This window comes from Anaerocolumna jejuensis DSM 15929 (genome assembly GCF_900142215.1).
Lineage (GTDB): Bacteria > Bacillota > Clostridia > Lachnospirales > Lachnospiraceae > Anaerocolumna > Anaerocolumna jejuensis.
Genome location: NZ_FRAC01000007.1, coordinates 261115 through 274078, shown reverse-complemented (window position 1 = coordinate 274078; position 12964 = coordinate 261115). Strand labels below are relative to the sequence as shown.

Genomic DNA, 12964 nt, shown 5'->3' with positions numbered 1-12964 from the left:
TATCTTATCTCCTTATGCTACATACAGTTCGTTTTCCAATTCTGCTATAGCTTCCATAAATTTTTCCTTATTTCCAAAGCACTTGATTATTTCTAATGGTGTACCAAATCGTGCCATATCTGGTACCTTAAGTATTTCCATACTTTCTAAATTTGCCAATCCCTCGTTAGTATATTTATCCAACAAAGCTTCTAAAACCTGCTTTGCAACTTCATTATATTTACCGAAATATCCTCGCTTTTTTACATTATTTGCTCTTTCCTTACGTGTTAAAGGTGGCATATCAAAAGCAATATGGCATATTAAATCAAATGGGTCCAAATCCTTCGATACTTCTTCTTTAAGTTCGTCAAAGAAAATACCTTTTTGCTCCAGTTCATCAATAATGGCAGTTTTCTTCTCTGCATTATTCCATTTCTGTAAAAATTCATCAAGAGATGCATATTCACTGCGAATATTTTTCTTAGTATAATCTACTAGGCTTTCCGTAATGAGTTTTCCATTTCCATCTAGATATTGTACTCTTTCGTTAATAATCGAAACAGGGACATCATTCACATAATATTTTATTCGTTTCGGTATATCTTCATCACTTGAAGAAAATCCAACGTCCGCAGGTACTTCTTGACCTGCCTTATCCCCTTTTGCTTGGTCGTCCACACCTTCGTCAGGTGGATTATCTTCTGTTTCTTCTGGAGGAATATCGCCATCTGTCTCTTTGATTTTTGCCGGTTCGCCATCAAAATCTTTATCTGCAAAAAGCTTAGTTACATTTCTGAAATCAATGATTGTAAAATATAACTTATTATGCTCTTCATTTATTCTTGTTCCACGTCCTATTATCTGTTTAAACTCCGTCATGCTGTTAATGTTACTGTCAAGTATGATAAACTGACAAGTATCAGCATCAACCCCTGTTGTTAACAGCTTACTGGTTGTAACCAAGACCGGATATGGTTCATTTGGATTCATAAAGTTTTCAAGTTCAGCTTTACCTTCATCGTTATCACCAGTAATCTGCATAACATATTTATAATTTTGTTTTACTAAATCTGCATTTTCATTCCGTAAAGCTTGTGTCATACGCTGTGCATGATTAATATCAACACAAAAGAAGATAGTCTTTGCAAAACGAGATTTATTCTTTTTTAGAAAATCCGATACTCTCTTTGCGACCAATTCTGTTCGCTGTTCAATCACCAGATTTTTATCATAATCTTTAATATTGTATTCTCTATCCTCAATCTCATTTCCGTATTTATCCAGCTTACCTTTCGTAGGACGATACCCTTCTAAATCTTTATCAATTCCTACACGGACAACTTTATACGGTGCAAGGAAGCCATCTTCAATACCTTGTTTTAGCGAATAGGTATATATCGGTTCACCAAAATACTCAATATTTGATGTTTCCTTTGTTTCTTTTGGAGTAGCAGTCATTCCAATTTGAGTAGCATTTTTAAAATACTTCAATATTCTTCGCCACGCAGAGTCATCCTTAGCACTTCCTCTATGACATTCATCAATAATTATTAAATCAAAGAAATCGGGAGAAAACTCTCTATATGTATCCGCAAATCCTTCCTGACCAGTTACACCTTGATAGATTGCAAAATACATTTCATAAGCCTTGTCCACTTCTTTATTTTTAATCTTTATCATCTTTCGGTTGTTACTATCCGAATTGAAGAACTTAAAATCTTTTTTCATTGGGTCATCTACTAAAATGTTCCTATCTGCCAAAAACAAAATTCTTTTTTTTGTTCTTGATTTCCAAAGACGATAAATTATTTGAAAAGCTGTATATGTTTTACCTGTCCCCGTTGCCATAATCAACAATATTCTATCTTGACCTTTGGCTATTGCTTCAACCGTTCTATTAACAGCAATGCTCTGATAATAACGCGGTGTTCTATTATTAATAGGGTTATAATAATAGTCTTGTGCTACTATTTTTTCAGATTCACCTGTAATATTCTTATATATTTTATATTTATCCCATAATGCTTTTGGTGTTGGGAATTCTTCTAATGAAATCTCTGTTTGTATATTACCATCTACTGCAGTTTTATCATAAAACATAAAACCATCACCGTTTGAAGTAAACACAAAAGGGATATCTAAAATTTCAGCGTATTCCAATGCCTGCTCCATTCCATCTCCGATATTATGGTTGTTATCTTTAGCCTCAACAATAGCGATAGGTATATATGGTTTAAAATATAAAATATAATCTGCGCGCTTCTGTTCCCCACGCTTAACCGTTTTCCGGCGAACTATTACTTTACCTTTAGTGAATGAGACTTCTTCTCTAAGCTGCACATCCCTATCCCATCCTGAAGAAAGAATGGCTGGAGTAATATATTTTGTTCGGATATCTTGTTCAGATAAGCTTTTCTTATTCATTTCTTCCCCCATTTTACTAATTGCTTTACTGGCCAGTTCTTACAGTTTGTTTATAAAGATTAGCATTATTAAATTTCCCGTAGCTAATAAAAGTCAAACCTAATGTCATAATTCACATATATAAAATTTTTCCTTGTTCTTTTCTAGTATACAATTTTAGATTATAATAAACAATACTATAGCAATATTTATCGAAATATTAAGCCCCTACCTATAAAGAGCCTCATTAACTATTTCTGCAAAATTATTAGATTGTGTTACTCGTCTCACATGTATTAATATTTTTAGACTCATATTGATAACAATTAAAAATGTGATGTAATACTATAAATCCCTATATCATGTTTCGAAAAGATTTTATCTAATCCTTCTAAGTATTCTTTCAATTCACATTGGCATAATGGCTCACAAAAATCAATACTTATATGATTTAATTCACCTGGATTTGAATAATTTTCATGTTCCTCCCCAATACCAGTTTCCTCATAAATTTCATCCATAATTTGATTTTTCACTTGTTCTGATACCTCTAATATAATATAGCAAAACGTTCTACTATTATCTAATTCACTAATAAAATATAACATTTGTTGCGGCTTTTTTCTTAAACTCACGCAGACTTCTTTAATATTCTTTGACATCTCGGCATGTTCTTTACTATTTATTTCTCTACTTTTTAAAATTTCATCATTTACCATCTGTATATTTTCATCTAAATGGTATAATTCCAATAATTCTTTTCTTGATTTATTTAAGTAATTGGTACAAATTTCTCTTCTAATACTTAACGCATAATCTTCATCATCTGTTTTTATACATTTTTCAAAAATGTCTTCTAAGTTACTAATTATTTTAGTCAAAGTATAGTTTGGCTGTATTTTATTGCTATTCACTTTTAAAATTTCATTTTTATCCAAATAACAACAATCAGTTCCTTCCCTTGCTATGTATTCCTCAAAGCACTTCAAAAGCATTCTTTGTCCATTTTTTCCCTCAAACCATTTCGTAAACGCTTCAATACTAGCATCTGATACTTTTCCAAAGGTATATCCTATAATCATTTCTCCAATCATTATTATCTCCTCTCCCGTCTTATTTCTATATAAAATAACTATTTAATATAACATTTATCATCATCCATATAATTGAAAATCAATATTTGGTAATTCCGCAATATTTATTACAGGTTTAGGACTTTTATAAAGTTTTACATTTTGGATTAAATATGTAAAATAAGTAAGTAAATCTTTTTCTTGTTTTAATACATCATAAATATCTTTTAAATCGACTAATGCAATCACCGAAATTGACAATGCTTCTTTCGCCGTTATTATTGCTGTTTCCGTATAAGATGAATAAGATATTATAATCCCATCTACATTTCTTCTCACTAATAGTCTAGACATAAATCTTCCTATTTTGTCTGCACCAATAGAGTTCTTTTCCCATTTCATCTCTAATAAAGTAAGATAATGATTGATTTCTATTACACCATCAATCTGTTCATAATTTTTTCCTGTTTCCTCATCATATATTACAAAATCCTCCTTAATACCAATCCTAAAATATTTGAATATCTGATTAAGAATTATTTCTAATTTTTTCCCACGCTCCTGTGGATTATTATTTGAAAATAATGCTTCAAACTGTTCTAACAACTCTATGTATCTATTTTTATTTTTGCTTATTTTTTCTATTTCTTCATTTTTATTTTGAATCTTTTGATTTCTCTCGCTCGATAAGTAATTTTCATACTTTGTCACTGTATCTTTTAATTTAACAAGTTTCTGGATATCAGCGACGTTAGCCTTTGCACGGTCCTTATCATTAGCATAACACATCTCAAATGAATCAAATTCTATAACACGTTGTAATAATTTTCTGCGAACACCTAACATTTTATCTGTCTCTCGGTTCAAGACTTCCAATACTTCACGCGTAACATTAAATTTTTTAAATTGTGAATTATTAGTATTTAGCAAATTATAGTATTCTTTCAAATAAACAGAAGGAACACCTGTACTCTCAAAAAAAAGTAATAAATCTTTTTTTGATTTATTCAAGCGTGGAATTGTATCCACTAACAATCCAAATAAATCGGGTGGAAAATGAAAAAATAAATCCATTACTATCAACTCCTTGTATTGTATTTTCAAGTTGCAACCAAATAAAATCAATTATAGGTTTTTTGGGGTATAAAATGTAAATATAATTCTATTGATGCTATATATAATATTTCTTCTCTTTCTGATGTTCCGTTATTTAACCCATCATATAATTCCGGAAAAATGGAAACCAGTCTTCCGGTAGATGGAAACCGACTTACTTCTGCTTAACTACTGGGCACTTGTTATCGGATAGATTGTCAAGGCCTTGCCGCTATTGCGGTGCGGAGCAGCTCTTACTGGATGCCTTCGATGAATCAATTGATGCCCTGATTAATAATCCGGATAGAGAATGCCGCTTAGCAAACATTCCTTCCAAATATAGAGCAATTCCATTCTGGGACCATTTGTGGCTAGTGTATATGGTAGATGGTCAAACCGTTTATGTTGATTTGATAATTGATGAGCTGCAAAATTACGGTAAGATATTTATAAGCTAATAGACTAAGGCAGCCTCCAATCACAATAAATACTAGCCAGTTCTCAAAACTAATTAGTTACCTGCATGCCAGAATTAAGTTATGCCGAATTAGTTTAAAGAAATTTACAAAACTCTCATTACTTATATGATGCCTTGGAATGTTCAATTATTATATCTCCATCATCGTAACCACAGTTCTCTAAAAAAAACCGCAAATCTCTATTGTCGATATTACATTTTGGTCCAATCCATATTTCTTTTATTATTTTTTTCTTAACTGGAGCAAACCGAACTTCATAACATGATTTCAAGTCATTTTTAAGAGGATAAAAAATTGGACCTTTTATCGTAACTTCATTTGGATATTCTGAAAAAGATTCCATAAGTTGATGTTTTTTATCTGCATTATCACTTACATTACAAATCAATCTTATTTCTTTCTCCTCTTGAAATGCTTTATTTTTAAATAATATCCCATGCATCAATTCAAACATTATGAATGTTTTTGCTAAGTTAATATCATTCTTTTCTATAATATTATCAATAGTTTTATATATTTCGTCAATAATCACTTTATCATTTTTATTTACAATCTTATCTTCTAATTTTTTTGTTATGTATCTCACTCGACCTTTATTGTCTTCATCTTTCTTTATGTAATGTGAAGTTGCATACTCAATCTTAGCAAAATATTTCAAGGGTTTTATGTTATTTACACACTCATCAAATTCCTGATGATGTTTGCAATTAACAAGAGCTTCCAAATCGAATCCAATACATACTCCATGTCCATCATCAGCATAACCTCTCCATTGACTTAGAAGGTCATTCTCTTCTGAAAAACAACATATGTATTTATCTTTATTGCCTTGATAATCATTTAGTAAGAAATCTTCTAAAAAATTAAAAAGATTTTCGCTCAAAAATCTTTTTGCTTCTTTTCTTTTTTCATCATCCCAATTATGTGTATATTCCTCAACATAGCTATTAATTACATCAGCAAGCCATCTCAATTCAGTTGAATCATTCATTTTAAGCACATTGCCAAATCTAATAATTGATGTTGATATAATTTTATAAAATGATTCTACTGTACAATAATGATAGCCTATCTCACTCATATTTGCATTTTTCAAACTAATTTTCACTCCTTTATCCTAAAATTTACGTCATTAATACAAAGATATGTTCATAAATGATGTTAGTGTTTCTCGTACTAATTTTTGTATTAAATGTTTAAAAGTGCATATTCCGCCTCAACTACGTGCTTTTTTCGCTAGTAGCTGCATGTCTTTTCGTTTAAAACTGCATGCCACTTCTTCAGCGATGATTAAAGTATTGACTGCGTGAACCCGCATTCCATACTTACACAGGGCTTGGGGACACGCTCCCAGCCCACGATGAGACATGTGGACTTGAATCCTGTCGGCACTATGTGCCAGCCTAGCATAGATGCTCCTACAGTAAACACATGAAACACCAGTCATCAGTGTCATACGCAGTTTGGAGCGAAACGTCGCACAGTTCCTACGAAATAACTACGCAATTAAACCGAAATATGCATTTAAGAGTACCGCTTCTATCATATAATAGTAATATATTTTTTGCTCTACTAAATTTTTCTCATATTTGGTAAACTTATATTAACACATAAATTTTCACTCTTTTAATGAAACAAATCTAAAATTTTCGTATCAAAATAATTCATCGTAAGCTTTCACTTCAGTATCTTTACTTTCCTTTGATATTAAAACCCTTTTTGTGAATCAATCTCTGCTTTAGATAATCCCCATTTGTCATGTAGAATTGAAATAAATAGTTCAAACTTTGGCGGATATCCATTACTACCTCTAGCTCTAATAGATTTGCTATCATATACGATAACCAGTTCCCACATATATCCATCTAATATATATGGGTTCACATAATGTTTTCCATCCCATTGAAACATTATTCAGAACCTTAAATCATCGATAAATTCATCTTCTTTATCTGTAATATTAAGTCTTTCAAAATTTCCGTCAATCAGTACATCAATCCATGTACCTTTTTCACCAGTGGTAAACATGGCATCATACCCCCATCCTTCTGTATACCATGCATCGCACCACTTATATCTAAATGCCATTAATTTGGGCACTTCGAAAGCATCTCCTAACTGTCTGCACTTACTTTTCGTAATAATCATAAAATTTCCTTCAGCATTTCCACTTCCTCTTTCGTCAATGTTACCCCTTTCCCCAACTTCTCATGGCCCGGAGCCCAATCACGAATATCGTATTTTGGAGCCGCATCATTCCAGCTAATAAGATTTAATTCTTTTCTCCAGCCCTTTGCGTTTTCTGATAATACTCCGATTTCTTTTATGATTTCATATTTAATATCGGCCATATAGCACACTCCTTCCAAGAAAATATTTATTTAGACTAAAGCAACCTTGTTATCTAGTAATCTTATCATATTATTTTTCTCAAGATACTCATAGGTTTCACTCATAGCACTTTGAATATTACCACCTGTACGGTTAAATCCAAATATTCGTGCTGTTGTTACAAACAAATCATCCTTCTCAACTCCAAACGAATTGCTGATGACTTTCATCATTGCTTCTGCCAGTTCTTCAACTGCTATATATTGAATCGGTCGGCTAACTAAATCAGTTGGTATCCTAACTTTAGCTTCATCATTATCTTTTAGCCAGCAAAACTCACCTTTCTTGAGTACACTATTACAATATTGTCTCATAATGAAATCCACTCCATTTCTAACCTTTACAGTAGCCTTTTGATTTCCAAAAAGAGGCGCCACTCTTTTACATAGCAATTCGAAATGAATAGGAAACTCTTTTTTTACAACATATTCAATAACATTTCTAAGGTATTGGTTATCATTGTAATCCCGGTCAACATCCCAAATATTCGTTTCTTCATAATTTAAGAAATCATAATCTGATACTGTAGAATCGTCGATATGAATCGTTTCGATGGCAGCTACCAGAACCTTATCATTAGTATCTTCAAAATCAGAATTATCGTCGTGAATAGTCTCTATACTTTCATCAATATAATCGTTAATAGCGGCTTCAACTGCCTCCAAGAGTCTCTGCCCCTCAGTGACTGGGTCTTTTATCCAATCCGTAGACCAAATACGATATATTTTCCATCCAATATCCTCTAATATTGTTTGCCGTAACCTATCCCGTTCTCTGGCTGTCCTAGAAGAATGATATGTTGCGCCATCACACTCAATTCCTATTACAAATCTACCACTTAGGCTTGGATGTTTAATAGCCATATCTATACGATAACCTGAACAACCAACTTGTGTCGATACCTGATAGCTATTTTTAATCAAGAAATCATAAACTGCTTCTTCAAAAGGCGAATCTACATTTACAACATCATTAGATGATATTTCTGTATCTAAAACTTTTTGTCCCTGTATCGCAAATTCAATATAGGAGCGAAGCATCTTAACCCCCTCTGAATTCGTGCTTTCTAGTCTAATATCGGTCGGATATATAGAACCTACTAATTTGACATTATACTTTGCCCTTGTAATTGCAACATTTAATCTTCGATAACCTCCGTCTCTACTTAGGGGGCCAAAATTCATATACATAACACCATTTATATCTTTCGCATAACCAATACTAAAGATAATGGTATCACGTTCATCTCCCTGCACATTCTCTAGATTTTTAATAAAGAACCCGTCCATTTTTTCTTCATTAAAAAATGCTTCATATTCAGGATGCTGTAAGCGTTTTTGCTGAATAGCATTCTCGACTGCATGTTGTTGAGCCTCGCTAAACGTTATGACACCCAGTGTTCTGTTTGGCGAGTTTTTAATATGATTAAATACAAGATTGGAAACTTCTTTTGCTTCTTCAAGGTTGCATTTCTTTCCTCCCCTATCATAAACTCCATTCTTGACATATACATACTCAACACCGTTGTTCTCAACTTTTTCTATTGTAGACGGAAACGTGGTCAAACAATGGTTATAAATCTTCGCATTTGAAAAAGCAATAAGACTTTCATGGCGACTTCTATAATGCCATTTCAATATTCGCTCTGGTAAAATAGTGCTTGCTTCGTCTAGAATTGATTCAAATACATTTGTTTCTTCATTTTCATCGCCATCGTCAGTATCAAAGTCATTATCTGATGTCGTTGCAGCAAAGAAACTCGTCGGAGGTAATTGTTTGCAGTCGCCAGCTATGACAATTTGTTTGCCTCGCATAATAGCTCCAATCGAATCTTCTGTATGCACCTGGGAAGCTTCATCAAATACTATCAAATCGAAATCATAACTGTCAGCCTGCAAAAACAAGCTAACGGATAATGGAGACATCATTAGACAAGGTTTGATAGCCATTAATAAATTTGGTATTGTTCTAAATAATTTACGTAATGGCATAATTCTTCTTTGCTTATTTAATTCTCGTCTCAGTATTGCTATTTCATCAGAGGCTGCTGTCATCCGATTGATATCAGGTATCTTAGCTAGCAACCTTTCACGAACACGTATACGTGCAATCCTCATTTGGAGTAAATCCAAATTTTTAAATTCTTCAATAACGCTTTCTTGACTTCTTCGTCTGAATAAATTAATAGAAGGATACTTTGGTATCATCGCATCTAGCCAAGAACGATAAAATCTCTTCTGGAATATTTCTACAATTACTTTCGTATCGATACAAACATTACTTACTTCTTCTAGAAACCCACCCAATCCAAGATTTTTACACTTTTCTGTTATAGCACAATAATCAATCCATTCTTCTAAAGAGGACATATTATTTGCACATTTTTCAAGCCGACACATCAGGTTACTCAAGTCAACATAATCAAGCTTCTCTTTCTCATCGAAAAGCAAACACACATAATTCCATTCTTTTGAAGCTTCTTTAGCTAAATCTTCCAAATGTTTGGCCCGATTACTGCAATCATTTTTAACCACAGTATCCTCACAAGCTCTTATGATAAATTGTTCTGGTAATTTGGCAGTTTCATTTAATCTCTGACATTCAATCATCCAATTAAGTTTTTTAATAATACTCTCCCAATCGGTATCAATACCAGTATACTCATGTTTGAATTTATTTTTTAGTTCCTGGTCCATATCATTAATTGTCTTAATATATTGCTGAACCTGCATCAATGCGTTGATACCCTCACTCAACCGCACAAAGCTAATATTCTCTTTTGCTGTCGATAATAATTGGTAAATTAATATATTGAATTTTTCTATTTCTCTTAATAATTCTTCAGAGCTCCTTGCTATAGTGCATAAATCTGTCTTTTCTTCAGAGCTTTCAATTTTAACAATTTTATTTAGATAGTTTAAAAATTCAGAAGAAACTATTCCCTCAAAATGGATAATTGCATCTTTACATCGCTTCAAGTCAATAGAACCTTGTATCATATTATTCTTCAAAACATCAGATACATCATTCTGACATTCTACAATCAATTTCTGAAATTCTTCAATAGATGAAAAAACGCCTTCCCAATCTGTATCACTTCCAAGAAAATATTGACCCAGGAATTCTGATATTCTATTTTGATTTTCCTCAAGCCATATTCTTTTTTCTACAATGTCCTTAACCTTATTTAGGGCTGCTAAAATAGTTGCATCATCAATTTTCTTACCTGAAATTGTGTACAGTGCTTGTATTGTCTTCTTATCCTGTCTATATTCTTTCTTGAATATTTTCAAGAAAGAGCCATACTCAGCTCGATACCGTTTTATGATGTTATTAAAATCAATATCAAGGATTTCTTTGTCAAAATCATGTAACAGGGACAATGTTAACTCATCGATTTCCTTTAATGTACTCTTATACTTCTTTGCCAGTTCAATGTTTTTGCTAAAGTTCTTTCCATCAAACCAGGCTTCCGTTGGTTTTATGTCTTTTGTTAATATTTCCAGTATCTCTACTGTTGCTGACAATGTGTGAACTGTATTTTCATCAACATTTAAGCCTATATCTTTCAAATAATTCATATCATCTTCAGCATGATTTATTTGACATTTAATAATTTTAAGCTCTTTTTCCAATTCTGTTCTTGAATTATAGATTTCTTCTGATTTCGAATAATGTTCTGTGTTTATAACATTATTAATCTTAACCAATATATTTTCTATTTCATCTTTAGTCTGCTCTGCATTTAAATCGAAAAATTTATCGTAATAAGTTGTCTTGATAAAATCCTTTTGACTAAGATATTCTATTTCCAAAATATGATATTCTTCCGCTTTATTTCTCAATGCTAATATATTCTCATTAACAAACCACTCAACCGGGAGTTTAGGCGACAGTGCAAGATGTTTAAGTACCAATATCAAAATTTTGGAAGAATTCATCGTTATTTCTGATTCATAATTAATAATTTGAATAGTATCTGCCATCGTACTATGTAACATCTTTATTTTGGGCAATAAATCCCGAATATTCTTTTCAATGTTTTGTCTCTCAATATGAGTAACTGCCCTTAGGGCAACACTTCTCCACGGATTATCTTTATAATCTATTGTCATCTTACCAACAGTTTTAGAATACTCTGTTAGCAAAAATACAAACTGTTGAAGTTTTCCAGCTGAAAATTCATCAACATTTTCAATAGTAAAAATTACACACGGTACATCTGATAATTTAGCCAACTTTCCAGTTATCTCATATATTGATTTATTTAATGGCGGACAAATTACATGCAGTTCTTTTGCATAACTATTTAAACGTTCTCTTTGCTTTTCCAATGCATTCAACTGATAAATGGCATCATCTTGTAAACGTATTCTATCTGCATTAAGTGTTCGATTCAGTTCAGACAATACTTCCTTTTTATTAACTTTATGACTATGAAGCATTAAACTAAAATCATCTAATCCAGACTGTGTTAATCTTTTATGTACAACTTCCAAAGCAGCCATCTTTTCGGATACAAATAAAACCTTCTTACCGTCTGCCAAAGCTTCCGAAATAATATTGGTAATAGTTTGGCTTTTCCCTGTTCCCGGTGGCCCCTGCAATACAAAACTGATACCCTTTTTTGAATATAATATGGCATCTTGTTGACTTGAATCAGCATCAACAACTTGATAAATATCAATTGGCTTTACGTTATTATCATGGTCGTAATCTGTATATTCTTCTGGAACATTTTCGACGTTACTCCTATCTCCAGCTAACGCCTTTAAAATTGGATGAGTAATAATCTTTTCTTTATGTAGTTCTAAGTCTGAATACATATTCATTTTCAGGAAAGAGAAAAGACTCAGCCCACACTCAGTTAATATTTTCCATCCCCGGAAACTGACATTTTCCTGAATTTTATTTAAATACACTATAATGTCATTTTCATTCGGCTCAAATTCCGGAAAGTCAATTCCAAAGTCATGTTCCATTTTATATATTAAAGTAGGATTGATGACTATTTCATCTTCATGTAGTTTCAAAACATATGGTGAAGTCAATGATTCTAGAGAGATGGATACCGGAACAAGAATGATTGGAGATGTCATAACTTGCTTAGAATCCAAACTTTCTGTCCATTGAAGAAACCCAAAAGCCAAATATAGAATATTAACACCTTGTTCCTCTACTGCAGTTCTGGCCTTGTCCCTCAAATTCTTAAGAGTTTTTTGTTGTTCCTTAATTGTCCGATTCGTTGAAATGTCCACAGGTATGATTCTTTCATTTTCTAATTCCTCACCATCTTCATCCCAAATATAAGAAAAGGGAAACGATAAGCTCTTTTCATCTAATACAAGATGTTGATACAGTTCTTCTAGTTCAGGACTAGAAATCTTAATATTTGACCTTTTGGTATCTTTATAGTTTAACAGCCTATTTCGTTTACCTAAATCCAATAAACTTTTTTTCCAATCATCAATTCTACTGACTATAGCTGACATACTAACACCTCATTGAATTTTATACTTATTTGGTCTCTAATTCTTACAT

At 32.3% G+C, this 12964-nt stretch carries 7 protein-coding genes; all 7 read right to left on the bottom strand.

Going from position 1 to position 12964, the window contains the following annotated elements:
* Positions 1 to 12 precede the first annotated feature (12 nt).
* Positions 13 to 2406, bottom strand: coding sequence for an EcoAI/FtnUII family type I restriction enzme subunit R (hsdR, locus tag BUB77_RS04670; RefSeq protein WP_073273411.1), 2394 nt, complete (start codon positions 2404 to 2406; stop codon positions 13 to 15).
* Between the two features lie 305 nt (positions 2407 to 2711).
* On the bottom strand, positions 2712 to 3479 hold the full coding sequence (locus BUB77_RS04665; protein ID WP_073273409.1) for a hypothetical protein: 768 nt from the start codon (positions 3477 to 3479) through the stop codon (positions 2712 to 2714).
* Between the two features lie 60 nt (positions 3480 to 3539).
* Positions 3540 to 4532, bottom strand: a complete 993-nt coding sequence (locus BUB77_RS04660; protein WP_073273408.1) for a restriction endonuclease — start codon at positions 4530 to 4532, stop codon at positions 3540 to 3542.
* Positions 4533 to 5129: 597 nt separating this feature from the next.
* Positions 5130 to 6128 carry a DUF2971 domain-containing protein gene (locus tag BUB77_RS04650; protein ID WP_073273404.1) on the bottom strand — a complete coding sequence of 333 codons (999 nt, stop codon included), beginning with the start codon at positions 6126 to 6128 and terminating at the stop codon, positions 5130 to 5132.
* 818 nt (positions 6129 to 6946) lie between these two features.
* Positions 6947 to 7180, bottom strand: a complete 234-nt coding sequence (locus BUB77_RS04640) for a hypothetical protein (protein ID WP_073273400.1) — start codon at positions 7178 to 7180, stop codon at positions 6947 to 6949.
* The gene (locus BUB77_RS04635) at positions 7177 to 7383 is read right to left on the bottom strand and encodes a YdbC family protein (RefSeq protein WP_073273398.1); all 207 of its coding nucleotides are present in this window, start codon (positions 7381 to 7383) and stop codon (positions 7177 to 7179) included. The genes BUB77_RS04640 and BUB77_RS04635 overlap by 4 nt, the downstream gene beginning before the upstream one ends.
* A gap of 30 nt (positions 7384 to 7413) precedes the next feature.
* Positions 7414 to 12915 carry a DUF4011 domain-containing protein gene (locus BUB77_RS04630; RefSeq protein WP_073273396.1) on the bottom strand — a complete coding sequence of 1834 codons (5502 nt, stop codon included), beginning with the start codon at positions 12913 to 12915 and terminating at the stop codon, positions 7414 to 7416.
* Between the last annotated feature and the right edge of the window lie 49 nt (positions 12916 to 12964).

Bases quoted from the DNA above. Each gene is read 5' to 3' on its own strand.
- BUB77_RS04660 (WP_073273408.1), bottom strand. From the start codon at position 4,532: ATGGATTTATTTTTTCATTTTCCACCCGATTTATTTGGATTGTTAGTG.
- BUB77_RS04665 (WP_073273409.1), bottom strand. From the start codon at position 3,479: ATGATTGGAGAAATGATTATAGGATATACCTTTGGAAAAGTATCAGAT.
- BUB77_RS04640 (WP_073273400.1), bottom strand. From the start codon at position 7,180: ATGATTATTACGAAAAGTAAGTGCAGACAGTTAGGAGATGCTTTCGAA.
- BUB77_RS04635 (WP_073273398.1), bottom strand. From the start codon at position 7,383: ATGGCCGATATTAAATATGAAATCATAAAAGAAATCGGAGTATTATCA.
- BUB77_RS04630 (WP_073273396.1), bottom strand. From the start codon at position 12,915: ATGTCAGCTATAGTCAGTAGAATTGATGATTGGAAAAAAAGTTTATTG.
- hsdR (WP_073273411.1), bottom strand. From the start codon at position 2,406: ATGAATAAGAAAAGCTTATCTGAACAAGATATCCGAACAAAATATATT.